The 22944-nt window shown below is 41.4% G+C and carries 14 protein-coding genes; 13 read left to right on the forward strand and 1 reads right to left on the reverse strand.

Annotated elements, in window-relative coordinates; translation table 11 throughout:
* Positions 1–10: 10 nt before the first annotated feature.
* A complete protein-coding gene (locus tag G564_RS0100535; protein ID WP_029035934.1) occupies positions 11–2929 on the reverse strand; it encodes a SusC/RagA family TonB-linked outer membrane protein in 2919 nt (972 codons plus the stop codon).
* 215 nt (positions 2930–3144) lie between these two features.
* Between G564_RS0100535 and G564_RS0100540 the strand changes: the two genes are divergently transcribed.
* The 13 genes from G564_RS0100540 (at position 3145) to G564_RS0100600 (ending at position 22937) form a co-directional block, all read left to right on the forward strand.
* Positions 3145–4182, forward strand: coding sequence for a LacI family DNA-binding transcriptional regulator (locus tag G564_RS0100540; protein WP_029035935.1), 1038 nt, complete (start codon positions 3145–3147; stop codon positions 4180–4182).
* Between the two features lie 107 nt (positions 4183–4289).
* Positions 4290–5804 (forward strand): MFS transporter, encoded by a 1515-nt coding sequence (locus G564_RS0100545; RefSeq protein ID WP_029035936.1) that lies wholly within the window; start codon positions 4290–4292, stop codon positions 5802–5804.
* Positions 5797–6456, forward strand: coding sequence for a beta-phosphoglucomutase (gene pgmB, locus G564_RS0100550; protein ID WP_029035937.1), 660 nt, complete (start codon positions 5797–5799; stop codon positions 6454–6456). The genes G564_RS0100545 and pgmB overlap by 8 nt, the downstream gene beginning before the upstream one ends.
* A 4-nt stretch (positions 6457–6460) precedes the next feature.
* Positions 6461–8767 (forward strand): glycoside hydrolase family 65 protein, encoded by a 2307-nt coding sequence (locus G564_RS0100555; protein ID WP_029035938.1) that lies wholly within the window; start codon positions 6461–6463, stop codon positions 8765–8767.
* Positions 8768–8777: 10 nt separating this feature from the next.
* Positions 8778–10619 carry a glycoside hydrolase family 13 protein gene (locus tag G564_RS0100560; protein WP_029035939.1) on the forward strand — a complete coding sequence of 614 codons (1842 nt, stop codon included), beginning with the start codon at positions 8778–8780 and terminating at the stop codon, positions 10617–10619.
* A 6-nt stretch (positions 10620–10625) separates the two neighbouring features.
* On the forward strand, positions 10626–13034 hold the full coding sequence (locus G564_RS18200; RefSeq protein WP_051205208.1) for a glycoside hydrolase family 31 protein: 2409 nt from the start codon (positions 10626–10628) through the stop codon (positions 13032–13034).
* A 69-nt stretch (positions 13035–13103) separates the two neighbouring features.
* The gene (locus G564_RS0100570) at positions 13104–14987 is read left to right on the forward strand and encodes an alpha-amylase family glycosyl hydrolase (protein ID WP_029035940.1); all 1884 of its coding nucleotides are present in this window, start codon (positions 13104–13106) and stop codon (positions 14985–14987) included.
* Positions 14988–14992: 5 nt separating this feature from the next.
* Positions 14993–16666: an alpha-amylase family glycosyl hydrolase gene (locus G564_RS0100575; protein ID WP_029035941.1), complete on the forward strand. Its 1674-nt coding sequence runs from the start codon at positions 14993–14995 to the stop codon at positions 16664–16666.
* Positions 16667–16731: 65 nt separating this feature from the next.
* The gene (locus G564_RS0100580) at positions 16732–18171 is read left to right on the forward strand and encodes an alpha-amylase family glycosyl hydrolase (RefSeq protein ID WP_029035942.1); all 1440 of its coding nucleotides are present in this window, start codon (positions 16732–16734) and stop codon (positions 18169–18171) included.
* A gap of 124 nt (positions 18172–18295) precedes the next feature.
* Complete coding sequence (gene pfkA, locus G564_RS0100585) at positions 18296–19282, forward strand: 6-phosphofructokinase (protein ID WP_029035943.1); 987 nt, start codon at positions 18296–18298, stop codon at positions 19280–19282.
* Between the two features lie 21 nt (positions 19283–19303).
* Positions 19304–20305, forward strand: a complete 1002-nt coding sequence (gene gap / locus G564_RS0100590; RefSeq protein ID WP_029035944.1) for a type I glyceraldehyde-3-phosphate dehydrogenase — start codon at positions 19304–19306, stop codon at positions 20303–20305.
* Between the two features lie 47 nt (positions 20306–20352).
* Positions 20353–21210, forward strand: a complete 858-nt coding sequence (locus tag G564_RS0100595) for a BadF/BadG/BcrA/BcrD ATPase family protein (RefSeq protein ID WP_029035945.1) — start codon at positions 20353–20355, stop codon at positions 21208–21210.
* Between the two features lie 188 nt (positions 21211–21398).
* The gene (locus tag G564_RS0100600; protein ID WP_029035946.1) at positions 21399–22937 is read left to right on the forward strand and encodes a YifB family Mg chelatase-like AAA ATPase; all 1539 of its coding nucleotides are present in this window, start codon (positions 21399–21401) and stop codon (positions 22935–22937) included.
* The last annotated feature ends 7 nt before the right edge of the window (positions 22938–22944 follow it).

Genomic DNA, 22944 nt, shown 5'->3' on the forward strand with positions numbered 1-22944 from the left:
GTCTTATTTTTTAAAATTGAAGGTTAAGTCCCAATACAAAAGTTCTTGGTCTTGGATAGAAATTGTTGTCAATTCCTCCCGCGATTTCAGGATCAAGTCCTTCATAATCTGTAATGGTCAAAACATTGGTCGCAGTTAAAGTAGCTCTGAAATCTACTTTGTCACCCGGAACTAAATATCCTACCGAAATGTTATCCAGTTTTACGAAATCAGCACTTCTCACATAGTAATCTGAGAAAAACTGACTGTTCTGAAAATTAGTTTCAAGTACGTTAACGTTGAAATTGGAGTAATATGGTTGTGGGGTGACTGTACCCGCAGTTCTAAATCCACTACTGGATTGAGTGTTGTTGTACATATAACCTCCAAAACTTCCTCTAAAGGTAAAGCTGAAATCAAAATCCTTATAGGTAAAGTTATTGGTTAATCCCATAAAGAAATCAGGACTTGCTTTTTTGTAAGGCTGCCTGTCGGCTTCAGTGATCACATTATCTCCATTAACATCCACATAGGCACCTTCTACAGGTTCACCGTTTTGTTCATAAACCTGTCTGTACACGAAGAAAGTAGTAGGATCAATTCCTGTTTTCCATAGTTGAATTGTATTACCAACTCCTCCACTGATACCTCCCTGTGGGATGAAGAAGTTTGGGTTTTCACCTAAATCCAACCTGGTGATCTCAAGATCCTCAAAGGTTATATTGTAATTTACATTCCAATCCAGGTTATCTGTCCTGACAATTCCTGCGTTAAGCCCCACCTCTATACCTTTACTTACAGTTTCTCCTACGTTGGTGACCAGTTGATCTGATAAGTTGGAACCTGCGGGAACAGGGACAACAGCTAAAAGTCCGTCTGTTGTTCTATGGTAAGCATCCACACTACCGGTGAACCGGTTGGTAAAGAAACCGAAATCTATACCAACGTTATAGGTTTGAAGCTCTTCCCATTTAAGATCTGCGTCAAATTCTTCAGGTCTAAGGGTTTGATAAAAACGGTCGCCAAACTGGTAACTGGCTCCCTGTACACTTGGAGTAAAGAAACTGATATATCCGTAATTATTTCCAATTTCCTGGTTACCCGTTACTCCGTAACCGGCTCTTAATTTTAGTTCAGAAATTACATTGGAACCCTGTAGGAAAGCCTCATTATTAATTTTCCAACCTACAGAAATTGCAGGGAAAGAACTCCAGCGGTTATCTTCACTGAATCTGGAAGAGCCATCCATACGGTAGCTACCGGAGATGAGGTAACGGTCAAGAATATCAAAACTGGCTCTTGCAAAATAAGATTCAAGAGCATTTCTATTAATCGATCTTTCTCTCTCTACCCACGCATTATTCTCTGTAAATCTTGACTGGCTGGTGCTGTAGAACTCCTGGAAAGAGTGACCGGCGGTAAGGTCTACACTTGTACTAATTGCGTCTACGTAAGGCTTATAGTTAAAGTAGAAATCTAAAAGAGTATTTCTATTGAATCCACCATAGACCTCTTCATTTGGAATTTCCTGTATTACAGTAGCAGCAGTTACAGGCACAAAATTAAAACCATCATTCTCTGCATAGTCTACACCGGCATTTAAATTAAATCGCAGATCTTCAATAAATGGCAAACGATAGTCAACATTAAAGTTAGAAATTACCCTTTTTGTTTCTCCTTCGGCATCTCTTTGCTGTAACAAAGCAACCGGGTTGCGGGTCGCCTGTGTAAGAGCTTCATCGTTTGCGTTACGGAATTCAAAAAAGCCATCAAAAGGACTTGTTGGATCATAAACCGGCTGTGTAGGATCAAAAGCCACGGCTGATCCAATAGCACCCTGGTCGGCAAAATGATTGGCATCAATACTGGCCTTAGTCGTTAAAGTCAGTTTTAATGTGTTGTCCAGCAGGTCTGTATTCAATGCCATATTAAGGGCATTTCTTTCATAAAGGTCTTTTTTCAATACCCCTGTCTGAGTTGTATTATTGTAATTGATACGGTAAAAGAAATTTTCAAATCCCTGCGCTACTGTGAAGTTATGTATCGCTCCCACGGCAGTTTGATAGATCTCGTCCTGCCAGTCTGTATCGCTTTCACCTAACAATCCCAAATCTGTACCTTCCACAGATTCTATAAGATTTCTGAATTGAGTAGCGTCAAGTACATCCACATAATCTGTAACTGTTCCTACAGAAGCTTTTAAATCATATTCTAAAGTAAGGTCAGCTCCTTTTTTACCTTTTTTGGTGGTAATAAGAATAACCCCGTTAGAAGCCCTGGAACCGTAAATTGCAGTTGCCGAAGCATCTTTTAATACTACGAAATCCTCAATTTCATTAGGGTTAATAGCATTTAACTGGTTCCTTACTCCCTGAACCCCTCTTTGGTCTAATGGCAAACCATCAACTACAATAAGTGGATCGTTATTGGCAGAAAGGGAAGAACCTCCACGGATCCTTATCTGGGCTCCGCCTCCCGGTTGTCCGTTTCCTGAAGTAATTCTTACCCCGGCAGATTTACCTGCGATAAGCTGTTCAGGTGAAACAATTGCTCCGCGGTTAAAATCTTCAGTAGATATCTGCTCTACCGCACCGGTTGCATCCTGTCTTCGGGTACTACCATATCCAATTAGTACTACTTCTTCAAGAATGGCGGTATCTGGTTGTAACTGAAAGTTTATTGTTTGCTGCCCGGTGAAAGGGATCTCCTGAGTGGCAAATCCAATATATGATACAACGATCACATCATCAAGATTTACTCCTTCCAGAGTGTATTCCCCGTCAAAATTTGTGGTAGTACCTGTCATGGTACCTTTGATCACTACGTTAGCACCCGGTATGGGCATGCCGGTATCCCTTTCGGTGATAATTCCGCTAATCGTAGATTGTGCAAAAAAGCTCATTGGCATCATAAACAACAGAAGCAACGTGCTTTTAATTAATGTTCTCATAAAATTGCGATGTTAGGTTTTACTTTATTTTAACCTTATATTTCTACTTCCCGGCATTAAAAGTACTCATTTTAAAAAGACGGGCAGGTATTAAATGGCGGCGAGAGCGGCCGAAAACGATTTCGTGTTGAAAACTTTTATAATTATTCAATTTAACTTTGATTTATCATAAATTTGTCATTTTTACCTGTTCTCAATTACTTGATTCATAAATTATGAAGCCAAAACTTACCCTCAAACAAATCGCAAGAGAGCTTGACGTCTCTGTCTCAACTGTTTCTAAAGCTTTACGTGATAGTGTGGAGATAAGTGAAGAAACCCGTCTAAAAATAAAGGCTTTTGCCAAACTCTATAATTACAAACCCAACAACATAGCTTTAAGTCTCAAGAATAGAAAGACCAGGACAATAGGTCTGGTTCTACCCGAGATCGTTCATGATTTTTTTGCCACTGTAATTAGTGGAATTGAGCAGGTAGCAAATCAAAAAGGGTATAACGTTATCATATGTTTATCAAATAATTCCTTTGACCGGGAGGTGATGAACATGGAAATGCTTGCTAATGGAAGTACAGATGGTTTCATTCTTTCTGTCGCAAAGGAAACACAGCAGCGAGAGGATTATCATCACCTTCAGGAAGCTATAAACCAGGGAATGCCAATCGTTTTGGTCGATAGGGTAGTGGATCAGATCGTTTGCGACAAAGTTATCATTGATGACTCCGAAGGAGCGCAAAATGCAGTCCAGCACCTCATTGATTCCGGTTGTCAAAAAATCGCCATAATAACTACTGTAGATTATGTGAGTGTGGGAAAATTGAGGACCAGGGGGTACCTTGAGGCACTTGGAAAAAATAATATGGTCATAAATGAAGACCTGATCTTAAAAATTGAGGATGTGGATCAAAGCCAGGAAGAGATCAATGAATTTTTAAGAACCCGGGAAATAGATGGTGTATTTGCTGTAAATGAACAGTTTGCCACCAGCGCAATTAAAGCCTTACATTTAAAAGGTCTTTCTGTACCCCGGGATGTCCTGGTTTTTAGTTTTTCTGACGGAGAGCTCTCCCGGCGTTTTATTCCCTCCTTAAGCACTGTCAACCAACACGGAGCCGAAATGGGTGCAAAAGCAGCAGAACTTTTAATCGAACGACTTGAAAAACCAGTGGATGAGGAGCGGTTTCAAACTGCTATAATAAAGACCAGTTTAATAGAAAGAGAATCCAGTCAAAAAACAAAAACCCCGGTAGAATAAATTTATTTATTATCTTTGTCGGGATTTTTATCAAAACTTGTATTTCTACTCCCCTTTAATAAGTTTTGATAAGTCTAAAAAGCTTATCGTAATCTAATACTACGATAATGCAAAAACGCACATTGAGTTTTTGGGAGATCTGGAACATGAGTTTTGGATTTCTAGGTATACAATTCGGTTTTGCTCTGCAAAACGCCAATACATCCCGAATTTTTGAAACCCTTGGAGCAGATGTGGATCAAATTCCTATTCTGTGGATCGCGGCACCGGTCACCGGTCTTGTGGTGCAACCCATTATAGGGTATTTTAGTGACCGAACGTGGACCCGTCTGGGTAGACGCAGGCCATACTTCTTAGTCGGCGCCATTCTTTCTTCTATAGCCTTATTCATTATGCCTAATTCCCCCACCTTGTGGGTGGCGGCAGGTATGCTATGGATCATGGATGCTTCAATAAATATTTCCATGGAACCTTTCCGGGCTTTTGTTGGAGATAATTTACCGGCTAAACAGAGAACCCTTGGTTTTTCCATGCAGAGCTTCTTTATAGGAATTGGAGCAGTGGTTGGATCTTTACTGCCATACATGTTCTCTAATTGGTTTGGAATTAGTAATACAGCACCCGAAGGGGTCATCCCAGATTCCGTTAAATGGTCCTTTTATGTTGGAGGGATAGTCTTTTTTCTAGCTGTACTTTGGACAGTACTAAAATCTAAAGAATATTCACCTGAAGAACTGGCCGCTTTTGAAAGAGCCGATAAAAAAATAGCACCCGTCCAGGAAACAAGGGAACAAAGAGACCGTAATATTAAATTACAACTGTATTACGGCATAGGTATGACAGTTATTGGAGCTCTGGTTACCTGGTACATCTATATCAATCAATATACACAGGAACTTTATATTTTATTTGTCGGACTTATTGTTGCTGGTGTGTTATTCATGATCACATCCATACTTCGTAAGCAGAAAATAAAGAATGGATTTACAACTATTGTGACAGATATGCTCAACATGCCCGAGACAATGAAGCAGCTGGCATGGGTGCAGTTCTTTTCCTGGTTTGCACTTTTTTCCATGTGGATCTATACTACTGCTGCTGTGACAGGGCATGTCTTTGGAGCTTCAGATCCCACTTCGGCTTTTTATAACGATGCAGCCGACTGGGTGCCGGTTATGTTTACTGTTTACAACGGTGTAGCCGCAGCTGTAGCTTTTCTTTTACCTGTACTCGCAAAGAGAACAAGTAATAAAGTAACTCACCTTTTAGCTCTTCTTATTGGAGGAATAAGTTTGATTTCCATTTATTTTCTTTCAAGTAAAGCAGGACTGCTCCTGTCTATGGTGGGAGTAGGAGTAGCATGGGCGAGTATTCTTTCCCTGCCTTACGCCATGCTTTCGGGATCATTGCCCTCTGCAAAAATGGGTTACTACATGGGCGTTTTCAATTTTTTCATTGTGATCCCTCAAATTGTTGCCGCCACAATTTTAGGATACTTAGTTAAAGAACTTTTTTCAAACCAACCCGTCTATGCTTTAATAATAGGTGGATTTGCCATGATCCTTTCCGGACTATTAACATTGAGGGTTAGAACAAACAGGAAACTCGATTTACATGAATAATTCAAAAGGAATAATCTTCGACCTCGACGGTGTAATTGTTGACACAGCTAAATTTCATTATTTGGCATGGAGAAAACTTGCCAACGATCTGGGATTTGATATAAGTATTGAGCAGAACGAACAATTAAAAGGAGTAAGCAGGGTTCATTCCCTTAAATATATATTGGGGTGGGGTAATAAAACGGTAGCTGAAGACAGATTTGAACAACTCATGGCTTCTAAAAACGAAGACTATCTTCAGAGAATAGCCCATATGAATGAGGAGGATCTATTACCCGGAATTAAGAAGATCCTGGATTACCTTACCGAAAATAATATTCCGTTTGCCTTAGGCTCAGCCAGTAAAAATGCCCGCCCGATTTTAAGGGGACTGCAAATAGAGGATAAATTTAAGGCTATTGTTGACGGCAATGACGTAACAAAGGCCAAGCCCGATCCAGAAGTTTTTCTTATTGCTGCAGAAAAACTTGGAATACCTCCAAAGGAATGTATTGTATTCGAAGATTCTGTAGCAGGGATCCAGGCGGCTAATCGTGCTGATATGATCAGCATTGGAATAGGAGATAAAAATATACTGAAGGAGGCAGATTACAATTTTGCCGACCTGGCAGAAATAGATTTAGAATTTATAAAGAAAATTGTTAGTAAATAAAGAAATGAATCAGGATTATATAATACCCGATAATTGGTCAATTCTGGAAGAAGGATTTGATGCAGAGCGTGTGGAAGCTTCCGAGAGTCTTTTTAGTCTCGGAAACGGAGCAATGGGACAACGCGCTAATTTTGAAGAAGAATATTCCGGAGATACCTTCCAGGGAAGCTATATTGCCGGAGTTTACTACCCCGATAAAACTAAAGTGGGCTGGTGGAAGAACGGCTATCCGGAGTATTTCGCTAAGGTTCTTAATGCCCCAAACTGGATTGGGATCAACGTTTTTATCAACGGAGAAGTTCTTGATCTGGACGCTTGTAAGGAGATCCGCGGGTTTCGCAGAGAACTCAATATGAAGGAAGGCTGGTATGAGCGCAGTTTTACTGCCATTATGCCAAATGAAATGGAAGTGGCGGTGAAGGTTGTAAGATTTCTTTCTCTAAAGCGAAATGAGCTGGGAGTGATAAATTATGATTTGGAGGTGAAAAACTCTGATGCCACTATCATTTTTGAACCATATCTGGATAGTGGAATTACGAATGAAGATGCGAACTGGGAAGAGAAATTCTGGAAGACCCTGGAAGTGAAATTTGAAAACGAACAGGCTTTTATTACAGCCAAGACATTAAAAACTGAGTTTCATGCTACTGCTTTTATGCAGTCAAAACTCTTTAAGAATGCTAAGGCTGTGAAAACAGAGCCTATAGAAGTAAGTTTTGATGAGAAGGTGATCTTCAGGTATACTACAGAAGCTAAAAAAGGTGAAAAAGTGGCTCTTCATAAATTTGGAGGCTATGTAACCGATATGAATCACAAGCGGAATGATCTTATAGATGCAGCTAAAAATGTTCTTGATGATGCAGTTCCCGCAGGTTATGACAAACTGCTTCAGGAGCAAAAAGATGCCTGGGCAGGAATTTGGGAAATGGCCGACATCACTATAGAAGGAGATGTGAAAGCCCAGCAGGGAATAAGATTCAATATCTTCCAGCTAAATCAGACTTATTTAGGGGAAGATGCCAGGCTTAATATTGGCCCTAAAGGATTCACCGGTGAAAAGTATGGTGGAAGCACTTATTGGGATACCGAAGCCTACTGTATTCCTTTTTATATGGCTACAAAAAATCATGAGGTGGCCCGTAATCTTCTTACTTACCGGTATAATCACCTTGGAAAAGCAATAGAAAATGCTGAAAAGCTCGGATTTACGAATGGCGCAGCTTTATACCCCATGGTGACTATGAACGGGGAAGAAAGTCATAATGAGTGGGAGATCACCTTTGAAGAGATCCACAGGAACGGAGCTATGGTAGTTGCCATCAAACGTTATGTAGATTACACCGGAGATTTCAGTTATGTACCCGAAAAAGGTCTTGAGGTGATGATCGCCATTGCACGTTTCTGGCAGCAACGCGCCAATTACAGTACACAAAAAGACAAGTTTGTGATATTGGGTGTGACCGGTCCAAATGAATATGAGAATAATGTGAATAATAACTGGTACACCAACTATATTGCAAAATGGTGTATTGATTACTGCCTTGCATCGATGGAAAGGGTCGAAAAGGAATTTTCTTCAGATTACATGCGGGTAATGAAGAAAACAGGTCTGCAGGATGAGGAAATTTCGAGGTGGAGGGAAGTTTCTGAAAAGATGTACTTCCCTTATTCCGAAGAATACAAGGTATTCCTGCAGCAGGATAACTTCCTGGATAAGGAGATCATTCCCGTAAGTGAGCTTCCGCGTTCACAGCGCCCAATTAATCAGAAATGGAGCTGGGATAGAATTCTTCGCTCCTGCTATATTAAGCAAGCAGACGTTTTACAAGGCTTCTACTTTTTCGAAGATCATTTCTCTTTAGAAGATATGGAGAAGCATTTTGATTTCTATGAACCTTTAACTGTTCACGAATCTTCTCTTTCTCCCTGTGTTCACAGCATTCAGGCTGCGGCACTAGGCAGAATGGAACAGGCATATCAATTTTATCTGAGGACTTCAAGACTGGATCTTGATGATTACAATAACGAGGTGAAGGAAGGTTGCCACATTACGAGTATGGCAGGTACCTGGATGAGCATTGTGGAAGGCTTTGGTGGTATGCGGGTAGTCGATGGAAAACTGTCATTTAATCCGCGTATTCCTGAAGGATGGGAAAGCTACTCCTTTAAAATTAATTTCAGGGATAAAATCTTAAAGATCAATGTTGCTCCGGGAAAAACCAGTTTTACTCTTGAAGGTAATGAATCCCTTAAGATCCTGGTAAAAGAAAATACTGTAGAAGTTAAGCCCAGCGTACCTTTAACTGTTTAAAATCTGACTTATGAAGAGAATTGTTTTCGTTTTGATGTTTGTTGTGAGCTTTTCGCTTACAGCACAAATCGACCGGGTTGAGCCGCCGTTCTGGTGGAGTGATATGAATCTGTCTGAAGTTCAGGTTATGTTCTACGGAAAGAATATTGCTGAATATCAGGTTTCTGCTCCTAAAGAAATGGTGATTAGCAATATCAGAAAAACCGAAAATCCTAATTACGTTTTTGTCACTGTTCAAACTGAAGGTTTAGATCCGGGCAATTATGATATCAGGTTTTCGAAAAAGGGGAAAAAAAGCTTCTCACACAGCTATGAACTAAAAAAACGGGATGAAGGGTCTGCGCTCCGGGAAGGTTTTAACTCCTCAGATGCTATTTATCTTATTATGCCCGACAGGTTTGCCAACGGGAATCCCGCTAATGATTCTCATCCTCAACTGCAGGAAAAGGCAGATCGCAGCAAACCTGGTGGTCGTCACGGCGGTGATATAGAAGGAGTTATTCAAAACCTTGATTACCTGGAAGATTTGGGAGTTACAGCTATTTGGAGCACTCCCTTACTTGAGGACGATGATCCGGCATATTCTTATCATACCTATGCACAAAGTGATGTGTACAGAATTGATCCAAGATATGGAACCAATGAAGATTACCGCAGGCTGGCCAATGAGATGCATAAGCGGGATATGAAGTTGATCATGGATTATGTGACAAACCATTGGGGAGGAGAGCATTGGATGATGGATGACCTGCCTACCTATGACTGGATCCACCAGTTCCCTGGTTACAAGAATTCCAATTACCGCATGACTACCCAATTCGATCCTAATCGTGCCGATATCGACAGGAAATTAAATGAAGACGGCTGGTTTGTTTCTACAATGCCCGATCTTAATCAGAGTAATCCGCTGGTGCTAAACTATCTTACCCAAAATGCCATTTGGTGGATCGAATATGCAGGTCTTGATGGGTTTAGAGTAGACACCTATTCTTATAACGACAAGGACGGAATTTCGAAATGGACAAAAGCCATCATGGATGAATATCCAAATTTTAATATCGTTGGGGAAGTATGGATGCACGACCAGGCACAGATCTCTTACTGGCAAAAAGATTCTCCCATTGGTGCCATCCAAAGCTACAATACTTATTTGCCTTCGGTAATGGACTTTACACTCCATGACGCATTAATGGTAATGTATAATGAAGATGAAATGGGCTGGGACCGCGGAATGGTTCGGGCTTATGAAAACTTCGCTAATGATTTCCTCTATGCAGATACAGACAACCTCTTGGTATTTGCGGGAAATCATGATACAAACCGCATCAATGAAGAATATGATGGAGATCTGCAAAAGTATAAGCTGGCAATGACTTTGGTATTGACAACACGTGGAACTCCGCAGCTTTATTACGGTGATGAAATTGGAATGCGCGGGGACAAGCCGGCAAAGGGAGATGCAGACATTCGCCGCGATTTCCCGGGAGGTTGGGCAGGAGATGAGCAATCTGCTTTTACGGAGGAAGGAAGAACAAGTGAACAAAATGAGTATCATTCTTTCACTAAAAAGCTACTGAATTACCGCAAAAAAAACGAGGTACTGCACACCGGAAAACTGCTGCACTATATTCCTGAAAACAATGTATATGTCTACTTCAGGTATAATACTGAAGATCGTGTGATGGTTGTGATCAACAACAATCCCGAAGCTCAGGCATTCAGTCTTGATCGTTTTTCTGAAGGTCTTGCAGGAGCTGTTTCCGGAACAGAGATCATTACCGGGGAGCAGTTGCAATTGAAGGATTCACTGGAAATAGCAGGAAAGACTTCGCTTGTAGTTGAATTAAAATAAACTGAAATGACCTTAGGTTTTAAAGAGGCTTCAAAAATGATATTTTTGAGTGCTGTTTTTTTCCTCTCCCTGTCTGCTATTGCACAAAATGCGGACAGGACTTTTGTGGGCCTCACTGATACCGAAAACGGAGTGGAGATCATGACGAATGATGGGAAATATCAGTTTAGATATTTCACTCCTGAAATTGTGGAGACTTCTTTTATTCCTTCCGGAGAAACTTTTGAGTCAAAATCTCATGCTGTAGTTCTGGAACCATTAGAAGTTTCTTATAAACTTAATGAAAACGGAAATTCCATTACCATAGATTCAGAAGGACTGGATATAGTGGTGTCAAAAATACCATTTCAGGTGACTTATTTTTACAATGCTGAAAAAGTGATCTCAGAAAAAACAGGTTATTCAAAATCTGAGCTTCACGAGAAGCTGGATTTTAATATCACAGAATCTGAAGTTCTTATGGGAGGTGGCGCCCGTGCTCTTGGCATGAACCGCAGGGGCAACAGGTTGCAACTGTACAATAGAGCGCACTATGGCTATGGTACCAAAAGTGAGCTTTTGAACTACACTTTGCCCGTTGTACTTTCTTCAGAAAAATATGCTTTGCATTTTGACAACGCACCTATAGGCTATCTGGATCTTGACAGTGAACACAGCAATACGATCACCTACGAAACCATCAGCGGAAGGAAGACTTACCAGTTGATCGTTGGAAAGACATGGGAAGCTATTGTTGGAAATTACACTTTGTTGACGGGCAGGCAGCCCATGCCGCCCCGATGGGCTTTCGGAAATTTCTCCAGTCGGTTTGGGTATCATTCCCGTGCAGAAGTGGAGAATACCATTGAGAAATTCAGAGAAGAGGAAATTCCTGTTGATGCCGTAATTATAGATCTGTTCTGGTTTGGTCATGAGATCACAGGAACTATGGGAAACCTCGAATTTGTGACCGATTCGTTTCCAAAACCCGAAGAAATGATAAACGATCTGGCAAAGGATGGAGTGAAAACGATACTTGTGACAGAGCCTTTTATTCTTACCACTTCCAAAAGGTGGGAGGAGGCGGTTGAGAATGATGTGCTGGCGAAAGATTCTTTAGGGAATCCATACACCTACGATTTCTACTTCGGAAACACAGGCTTAATTGACATTTTTGATTCACAGGCCAGGGATTGGTTCTGGAATATTTATAAAGACCTTACCGAAATGGGAGTAGGAGGCTGGTGGGGTGACCTGGGAGAACCGGAAGTTCATCCCGAAAACCTGATCCATGCTACAGGTACAGCTAATGAGATGCATAATATCTACGGCCACTACTGGGCAAAAATGGTATATGAGGGCTACAGGGAGGATTTTCCTGACCAAAGACCATTTATTCTGATGCGGGCCGGTGCAGCCGGATCCCAGCGGTACGGACTCATCCCATGGTCGGGAGATGTGGGCAGAAGTTGGGGCGGATTAAAATCACAACCGGAAATTTCCCTGCAAATGGGACTTCAGGGGCTGGCTTATATGCACTCAGATCTTGGAGGCTTTGCGGGTGATCATGTCAATGATGAGCTATACGTGAGGTGGATGCAGTACGGGGTTTTTCAACCCATCTACCGGCCGCATGCACAGGAAGCCGTGCCATCGGAACCTGTTTTTCGGGAACCGCGGACAAAAGAACTGTCCAAACAGGCTATAGAACTCCGTTACAAATTACTTCCATATAATTATACCCTGGCATTCCGAAATGCTTCAGAAGGATTACCGCTTATGAGGCCCTTGTTCTTTGAAGAGCCTGATAATTTCAGGCTTTATTCGGTTGCCGGTACGTATTTATGGGGAAATGATTTTCTGGTTTCTCCTATCCTTCAGGAGAATATCGTTGAACAGGAAGTTTATTTTCCGAAGCACTCGAACTGGTTCGACTTTTATACAGGAGAAAAATACGTTGCTGGAAGTACTGCCAACGTTCAGCTAAAGGAAGAGTATACACCAACTTTTGTGAGAGGTGGTGCGTTTATTCCAATGGCTAAACCTATGCAAACTACCGCCAATTATACCGCTGAATCCCTGGAGGTGCATTACTACTTCGATGAGGATTTAAAAGAAAGCAGCGGGATGCTCTATCACGACGATGGTAAAAATCCGCTGGCTTTGGAGGAAAAGAAATATGAAATAATACATTTTTCAAGCAGCCTTGAGCCTAAGACATTAAATATAAAAGTTGAAAAAGAAGAGGGTGGGGAGGCTACAGATAGTATCCGGTTGATCGAGATTATAATTGAAAATCTTGTAAAACCTGTAGATGTAGTGCGGGTGAATACATTGAGATTCACTGCACAAAATTACATGCACAATGGAAAACTGGTGATTCCGGTAAGATTTGATGTAAGTAATTTCACCACCATAAAAATTGAATTTCTTTAGGCTACACTCTAAAGTTGTAATCGCAGATTCGAATAAAATGGGAAATCTGAATTTTTTATTAAACCTAAAATGAACTTAAACAAAATCAAATACAGTTTGGTCCTTCTCTTTCCATTTCTCTTATCTGCCTGTAAATATGAATTACAACCTGGTAGCCGGGAAATTCCTGAAAATCAGGAGTTCCAAGGAAAAGCAGTGGTCTACCAGATTTTTACACGTCTGTATGGGAATACAAACACTACCAATAAAGCCTGGGGAACAATTGAGGAAAATGGAGCAGGGAAATTCAGTGATTTTTCTGAAAAAGCACTCGGGGAAATCAAAGATCTGGGTGTTACCCACATCTGGTATACCGGGGTTCCCCAGCATGCAGTGATAAGAGATTATACAGCGTATGGAATTTCAAACGATGATCCCGATGTTGTGAAAGGCCGTGCCGGATCTCCTTATGCTGTAAAGAATTACTACAGTGTTAAACCTGACCTTGCTGATGACCCCGCCCGCAGGGTGAAAGAGTTTGAAGAGCTTATAGCACGTACACATAAGGCAGGAATGAAGGTTCTTATAGATATAGTTCCCAATCACGTTGCCCGGAAGTATGAAGAATTGGATAAACCGGAAGGAGTAGAGACTTTAGGTGTAAACGATGATCAATCTGTTACCTATAAGGTGAATAACAATTTCTACTATAATCCCGGAGAAGCTTTCCAGGTTCCCGAATGGAGAGATGGTTACCAGCCCCTGGGTGGTGAGGATCGTCCATTGGTCGACGGTAAGTTTGATGAATTTCCGGCAAAATGGACCGGTAATGGTGCACGTGAATCCCAGCCGGATATGCATGACTGGTATGAAACGGTCAAAATCAATTACGGAGTAACCCCTGATGGAAAAAGAGAATTTCCGGAATTACCGGCCGGTTTTGAGGACAGGGACTATAAGGCACATTTTGAATTCTGGAGTGATAAAACAGTTCCTGATTCCTGGAACAGGTTCAGGGATATCACGCTATACTGGATAGAAAAGGGCGTGGATGGTTTCAGGTTTGATATGGCAGAGATGGTTCCGGTAGAATTCTGGAGTTACCTGAATTCAGCTATAAAAACAAAAAATCCGAATGCCTTTCTTTTGGCAGAAGTTTACCAGCCTCACCTGTACAGGGATTACCTTAAAAAAGGAAAAATGGACTGTCTATATGATAAAGTCCAATTGTATGACACCATAAAGAACGTGATGCAGGGCAGGGGAAGCACAGATAATATACCACCCATCCAGGAGGAATTGAAAGATATTGAACACCATATGCTTCACTTTTTGGAGAATCATGATGAACAGCGAATTGCAAGTCCGGAATTTGCGGGAAGTGCAGCTAAAGGGAAACCGGCAATGGTGGTTTCTGCTACGATCAGCACTTCCCCAACGTTGATCTATTTTGGACAGGAAGTGGGAGAGCCGGGAGCTGAGGATGCAGGATTTGGAAAACCTTCCAGAACATCAATTTTTGATTATGTAGGCGTGCCTGCGCACCAGCGCTGGATGAATGATAAACAGTTTGACGGTGGTCAATCTACTTCTGAAGAAAAAGAACTTAGGGATTTCTATAAGCGATTGTTGAATTTTACCATAAACAGCTCTGCGCTGATGGGTGAGTACCGGGATCTGCATGAACATAACCGGCAGAATACTACTAACTATTCAGATAAGGTCTTGGCCTACACCCGTTGGAGTGCTGATGAGAAGTTGATCATTGTTTCAAATTTTGAAGAAAACAGTCAGGAATTTGAATTAATGGTTCCGCAGGAAGTAATAGCGTTATTGGGGCTTGAGGATGGGAATTACACATTAGTTGATCAGCTTTACAATGATCACATAACCCAATTGAAAGTAAAGAAGGGAACGGGAAGGGTCGAGATCAACCTTGAACCTCTGCAATCCCTTATTCTGAAAATAAATTGATTATGATGAAGAAGATCTTAGGTTTAATATTAATATCGACAGTACTCAGTTGTAATACTTTAGGTTCTAAAGATGGAAGAACTGCTGACATTGAAATTACTGAACGTAATATTCCTTTTGTGTGGGAAGCAGCCAATGTTTACTTTTTATTGACAGACAGGTTCAATAATGCAGATCCTTCAAATGATGTAAATTTTGGAAGAACTGAGGAGACTGCCGTCCTACGGGGCTTTGAAGGTGGAGATCTTAAAGGAATAACTGAAAAGATCAATGAAGGCTATTTTACAGACCTGGGAATAAATACTATCTGGATGACTCCTGTAGTGGAACAGATCCACGGCTATACAGATGAAGGAACCGGGATAACCTATGGCTATCATGGTTACTGGACCAAAGACTGGACAGCAATAGATCCCAATTATGGAACGGAAGACGATCTGCGGGAACTGGTAGATGCTGCCCATAGCAAAGGAATAAGGATCCTGCTCGATGCAGTGATCAACCACACAGGTCCTGTGACGGAGAAAGATCCTGTTTGGCCGAAGGAGTGGGTGAGAAATCATACTCCATGTACCTATCAGGATTACGAAACTACCATAACCTGCACCCTGGTTGAGAATTTACCCGATATAAGAACAGAAAGTGATGAAGAAGTAGACCTGCCTCCTCAACTTGTGGAAAAATGGAAAGCTGAAGGCAGATACGAAGAGGAGATAGCAGAACTCGATGAATTCTTTGAGCGCACAGGACATCCACGTGCCCCCAGGTTTTACATCATGAAGTGGTTGGCAGACTATATTACAGATTTCGGTATTGACGGCTACAGAGTGGATACCGTAAAGCACACCGAAGAATATGTTTGGAATGAATTCAGACAAGTAGCAGATCATGCTTTTGCAGAATATAAACGCCTTAATCCGGAAAAGGTTTTGGATGACAATGAGTTCTATATGGTTGGTGAAGTATATAATTACGGCATAAGTAGTGGTCGGGCTTTTGATTTTGGGGATAAGAAAGTTGACTATTTTGATAATGGCTTCGAGAGCCTTATCAATTTTGAATTCAAATGGAACGCCCGGCAACAGGATCTTGAAAGCATTTTTACCAGATACGATGGTATCCTAAACTCAGATCTTGAGAATTTTTGGGTGTTAAACTACCTCACCTCACATGATGATCACGATCCCTTTGATAAGGAACGGGAGAAACCTTTTGAAACAGCAACAATTCTGTTACTAAGTCCGGGAACTTCCCAGGTCTATTATGGCGATGAATCTTCCCGTTCATTAATTATTGAAGGAGCCATTGGTGATGCCAACCTGCGCTCTAATATGAATTGGGATCAGATTGCTGCAGATGACCATGTGGGAGAGGTTCTTAGCCATTGGCAAAAATTAGGACAGTTCAGAGCAGCCCATCCAGCGGTGGGAGCCGGGAAACATGAAATGATCTCAGAAGAGCCTTATTATTTTTCCCGTACCTATACCGCAGGAGATTTTAAAGATAAAGTTGTAATAGGTATAGACCTGCCAAAAGGAAGGAAAGTTGTTGATGTTTCTTCAGCTTTTGAGAATGGAGACAGAATTATCGATAAATACTCCAATACTTCACTTGAAGTGAAAGAAGGGAAAGTCGAGATAGATTCTGATTTTGATATTCTGCTACTGGCGAAAGATTAGTTTTCTGACGTTTCAGATTTTGGAGCAATTATTTAGTAATCATGCGATAATTTAAACTACATATCATGAAAAAATTTTCAATTCTATTATTAGGCTTCCTGATGCTGGCTTCCTGTAAAAATGAAGCCGAACAAGACGCGCAGGTGCAGGTACAGGACGAATTAAGCATTGAACCGATCAGCAATGACGTACTGGAATCGGCTGTAATTTATGAGGCAAACATTCGCCAGTATTCCCCTGAAGGTACTTTTGAAGCCTTTACAAAGGACATTCCACAGCTAAAAGATCTTGGAGTAAAAGTCATTTGGTTGATGCCTGTATATCCTATTTCTGAAGTTAAAAGGAAAGCAACCGGTGACCTTAGCATTGAGGATATAGAAGATCCCGAGGAAAGAAAAAAATATCTCGGCAGCTATTATGCTATTGCCGACTATACGGGGATCAACCCTGAATTCGGAACCAAAGAGGATTTTGATGAACTGGTGCAAACTGCCCACGATAACGGGATGTATGTAATTCTTGACTGGGTTGCCAACCACACAGGCTGGGATCATCCCTGGCTTGAAGAACACCCGGAATTTTACACTCAGAATGAGCAGGGGGAGCCTGTAGATCCACTAAACCCCTCCACAGGAGAATCCTGGGGATGGACAGACGTGGCCGATCTTAATTATGATAATAAGGAACTATGGGAAGCTATGACTGCCGAAATGAAATATTGGGTAGACGAACATGATATCGACGGCTTTAGAGCCGATGTGGCAGGAGAAGTTCCAACCGAATTCTGGGAGCAGGCTGTGCCGAGACTCGAAGAAACTAAACCTTTATTCATGCTTGCGGAATCTGAGGACAAGGACCTTTTTCATAATGCTTTCCAAATGGGCTATAACTGGGAAGGGCATCATATTAAGAACCAGATCGCACAGGGAAAAGCAACTGTGGATGCCTGGGATGATTATATGAAGAAGATTGACACAACTTACCAGGAGGACGATTACCTTATGAACTTTGTAACCAATCACGATGAAAATTCCTGGAGTGGTACCGTAAGGGAAAGGATGGGAGAAGCCGCCGAAGCAATGGTCGCCCTAACTTATACTATTCCCGGAATGCCGTTGATCTATAGTGGCCAGGAATACGATCTTGATCACAGACTGAAATTCTTCGAAAAGGATACTATTCCAAAAACAAAAGGAGTAATGTGGCCCCTTCTTGAGAAGCTTGGAAAGCTGAAAAATGAGAGCAAAGCCTTACATGGAGGAAAGGAAGCAGCAGAATACAACAGGTTGCAAACTTCATTGGATACCCAGGTACTTGCTTTTGAAAGGTCAAAAGGTGGAGAGAAAATTATTTATATAGCGAACATGTCTGATAAACCGGCGAAATTCACTCTTGAACTGCAGGAAGAACTGAATCCTTATTTGGGGAAAAAAGATTTTATTATGCAGGAAAATGACGAATATCATTTTGCACCTTGGGAATATGTAATATTAGCAGATAATTAAAAAATTGACCAAAAAATTTATAAAAAGCTCCTAAAAAGGAGCTTTTTTCTTTTTTATCAACCGAAAACGTTTGAGAATTATTGCGGATTAGGTTATCTTATAGAATTGAAATAGCTTTACATCAATGTTAGAGAAAATGCAAAAAATCGGAGTACTTACTTCGGGGGGAGATGCCCCCGGAATGAACGCAGCCATAAGAGCTGTAGTGAGAAGTTGCTCATTTTATAATATCGAGTGTATAGGGATATACAGAGGCTATCAGGGCCTTATAGAAGGCGAGTTTGAAGTACTAACTGCCCGCTCGGTGAGGAATGTTATCAATAAAGGAGGAACCTTCCTTAAATCTGCCCGCTCACAGGAATTCCGCACTAAAGAAGGTCGTGCTAAAGCGGCTACTCACTTAAAGAAGGAGGGAGTCGATGCTTTGATTGTAATTGGAGGAGATGGAACCTTTACGGGAGCCATTTATCTTGAACAGGAGCATGGGATTCCGGTGGTAGGTATTCCCGGTACTATCGACAATGATATTAATGGGACCGACTATACCATAGGCTATGATACGGCTTTGAATACAGTCGTAGACGCAATTGATAAGATAAGGGACACGGCAAGTTCTCATGACCGGTTATTTCTTGTGGAAGTTATGGGTCGGGATGCAGGAGATATTGCTTTAAATGCAGGAGTTGGTGCCGGTGCCGAAGAGATCCTTATTCCTGAAGAGAACATGGGAGTTGAGAAAATGATGGAATCTCTTGAAAAGAGCAGGAAATCTGGAAAAACTTCCAGCATTATAGTTGTAGCCGAAGGCGAAAAGAGCGGAAAGAATATCTTCGAACTGGCCGATTATATTGGGCAGAACCTGGAAGGCTATGACATTAGAGTATCAGTCTTAGGTCATATACAAAGGGGAGGAGCTCCCAGTTGTTATGACAGGGTACTGGCAAGTAAACTTGGGGTTGGTGCTGTAGAAGCCTTGCTTCGGGGAGAAAACAGAGTGATGGTTGGCATCACACATAAAGTAGTAACTACAGTGGATTTTGAAACAGCCATCTCAGGTACAAGACCACTGGATAAAGAATTGAGACGGGTGTTAAACATAACAACCGTATAACCTTAAATTAAATTAATTATTATGAGTACGAAAATAGGAATAAACGGATTTGGGCGTATTGGTAGAATCGCCTTTAGAATTGCAAGTGAGAGGGAAGATGTTGAGATAGTAGCAATTAATGACCTGCTCGATGTTGATCATTTAGCATATCTTTTAAAATATGATTCTGTTCATGGAACTTTTAAAGGCACTGTCGATATTGAAGGCGGAAACCTGGTAGTGAATGGAAAAACAGTTCGTATAACTGCCGAGAAAAATCCTGAAGATCTTAAATGGGATGAAGTTGGCGCCGAGATTATAATAGATTGTACAGGTATTTTTACCACTAAGGATACTGCAGCAAAACATCTTACTGCAGGTGCTAAAAAGGTGGTTATTTCTGCTCCTTCCAAAGATGCCCCCATGTTCGTTATGGGAGTGAATCATCAGGATATCACTTCAGAAGATACCATCGTTTCAAATGCCTCTTGTACCACCAATTGTCTTGCACCGCTTGCCAAGATCGTTGATGATGAATTTGGCCTGGTTGAAGGATTAATGACAACTATCCATGCCACCACTGCTACTCAAATGACAGTAGACGGTCCTTCCAAGAAAGACTGGAGAGGTGGTAGAAGTGCACTGATCAATATCATTCCTTCTTCAACGGGAGCTGCTAAAGCGGTTGGGAAAGTAATACCCAAACTTGATGGTAAATTGACAGGTATGGCCTTCAGAGTACCAACAGCAGATGTTTCTGTGGTTGATTTAACGGTTAGAACCGAAAAGCCGGCTTCCTACGACCAGATAAAAGCCGTGTTTAAGAAAGCTTCGGAAGGTGCGTATAAAGGTCTGGTTTCCTATACCGAAGAACAGGTGGTTTCTCAGGACTTCGTTTCGAACTCTTACATCTGTAACTTTGATGCAGGTGCGGGGATCGCCTTAAATGACAACTTCTTTAAGTTAGTAGCGTGGTACGATAATGAGTACGGCTATTCAGCTAAACTTGTTGATCTTTCTGCTCACGTAGCTTCACTTAAATAATTTAATTCAAAGCCCTGAGTGATCAGGGCTTTTTGATATTTTCTATTATGATTTTAATAGCAGATGGTGGCTCCACGAAGTGTGATTGGATACTACTTGATTCGCAAGGAGAGCAAATATTAAAAACACGTACAAAAGGTTTAAATCCTGCTGTGTTTAAAACCGAAATACTCCAGGATAGACTGGATGAAAACCTCGATCTTAAACAGGTCAAAGACAAAGTTGAAAAAGTCCACTTTTATGGCGCCGGTTGTGGTACTCCAAAACCTACCGCTTTATTAAAATCCATACTTACTGCTTTTTTCTCCGGTGCCGGTGAAGTTGAGGTTCAGGAAGATATGGTAGCTGCAGTCTATGCCGTTACAGATAAACCTGGAATTGTTTGTATCCTCGGTACCGGATCCAACAGTTGTTACTACGACGGAAGCACAATTAGAACAGCCGTTGATTCCCTGGGTTATATTCTTATGGATGAGGCGAGTGGAAATTACTTCGGAAAAAGACTTATCAGGGATTACTACTACAAAAAAATGCCTTTAGCACTGGCTGAAAGATTCGAAAAGGAATATGATCTTTCTTCAGATGTTATAAAAGAGAACATTTACAAGAAGGAAAATCCTAATACTTACCTGGCTCATTTCGCAGAGTTCATCTTTAAAAATGAGCGTAACGGGTATTTCTATCAGCTCATCGCCGAAGGTATGCAGAACTTCATTGAGCACCGGGTATTATGTTTTAAGGAAGCTCAAAATGTGCCGATTCACTTTGTAGGATCAATCGCATATTTTTCCCAGGACATTATAAAAGACTCTCTGCAACCCTACAGGTTAACTCCGGGGAATTTTGTGCAAAGACCTATAGATGGAATTATAGATTACTACCGCAAGCACGTGGTAGGAAAATAGATAAATTACCTTCCAGATTTCTTTGAATAGCGGCTGCCGGTTTCGGTGGCCGTTTTTCTTTAATACCTACCAAAAATGACATTTTTGGCACCTCTTTATTTTTACGGGAAATCATAAAAAACTGTTTAAAATTCAGCAGTAAAATCTTTACCCGAAAATTTTACTATTTTTAGAAAAAAGATTTTTTAATGCTGGTAAAGGTTTACGGGAGTGCAGTTTTTGGAGTTGAGGCCACAACAGTTACTGTGGAAGTAAACGTAGATACCGGTATTGGCTACCATCTCGTTGGTCTCCCTGATATTGCAGTGAAGGAAAGCAGCTATCGTATAGCTGCCGCACTAAAGAATGTCGGTTACAGTCTCCCCGGAAAGAAAATTACAGTAAACATGGCTCCGGCCGATCTTCGGAAAGAAGGCTCGGCTTATGATCTCACATTTGCCATGGGGATCCTGATGGCATCAGGACAAATAAAAGCAACCAATATTAGTGACTATATCATCATGGGGGAGCTTTCCCTTGATGGAAGCCTGCAACCAATAAAAGGAGCCTTGCCTATTGCAATTAAAGCTAAGGAGGAAGGCTTTAAAGGTTTCATACTTCCGAAGCAAAACGTCAAAGAAGCAGCGATCGTTTCTGGCCTGGAAGTCTATGGTATTGAAAATATAGAAGAAGTGATCAGGTTTTTTGACAGGGGAGAACCCATGGAAAGAACTGTGATCGATACCCGAAAAGAATTCTATCAGGAACTCGAAAATCCCGAACACGATTTTGCCGATGTAAAAGGGCAGGAATCTATCAAGCGTTGCATGGAAATAGCTGCTGCAGGCGGACATAATATAATTCTCATAGGACCTCCGGGTTCAGGGAAAACCATGCTGGCCAAACGCCTGCCGAGTATCCTGCCGCCAATGACTCTCCATGAAGCATTAGAAACTACCAAGATCCATAGCGTCGTAGGGCGCGTCAGGGAAAATGTGGGGCTAATGGCTCACCGGCCTTTCAGAAGCCCACACCATACAATTTCAGATGTGGCACTTGTTGGAGGTGGGGCTTATCCGCAGCCGGGTGAAATATCGCTGTCCCACAACGGAGTGTTGTTTTTGGATGAACTTCCGGAATTTAAAAGAAGCGTTCTGGAAGTCATGCGACAACCTCTGGAAGACAGGGAGGTGACCATTTCCCGAGCAAGATTTACTGTTACCTACCCCTCAAGCTTTATGCTGATTGCCAGTATGAATCCAAGTCCCAGCGGATTTTTCAATGATCCCGGTTCCCCTATGACTTCTTCTCCTTCAGAAATGCAGAGGTATATGGGGAAAATTAGCGGACCTTTACTTGATCGAATAGATATACATATAGAAGTTACTCCCGTGCCTTTTGAAAAGTTGAGCGAAGAACGACGGGGAGAAAGTAGTTTGGAGATAAGAAAAAGGGTAACTGCAGCCCGACAAAAGCAAACCGAAAGATTTGCCGGCAATGATAAGGTACACTACAATGCCCAGATGAGCGTTAGACAGATAAGAGAATTTTGTGCTCTTGATGCTGCTTCTATGAGCTTATTAAAAGTAGCTATGGAAAGACTAAATTTGTCCGCACGGGCATATGATCGGATTTTAAAAGTGTCCAGAACAATTGCCGACCTGGATAATTCAGAAGCAATAAAAGGAGCTCACATAAGTGAAGCAATTCAATACCGAAGCCTGGACAGAGAAGGTTGGTTGGGTTAAAATTAAT

Source organism: Salinimicrobium xinjiangense DSM 19287 (genome assembly GCF_000423585.1).
GTDB lineage: Bacteria > Bacteroidota > Bacteroidia > Flavobacteriales > Flavobacteriaceae > Salinimicrobium > Salinimicrobium xinjiangense.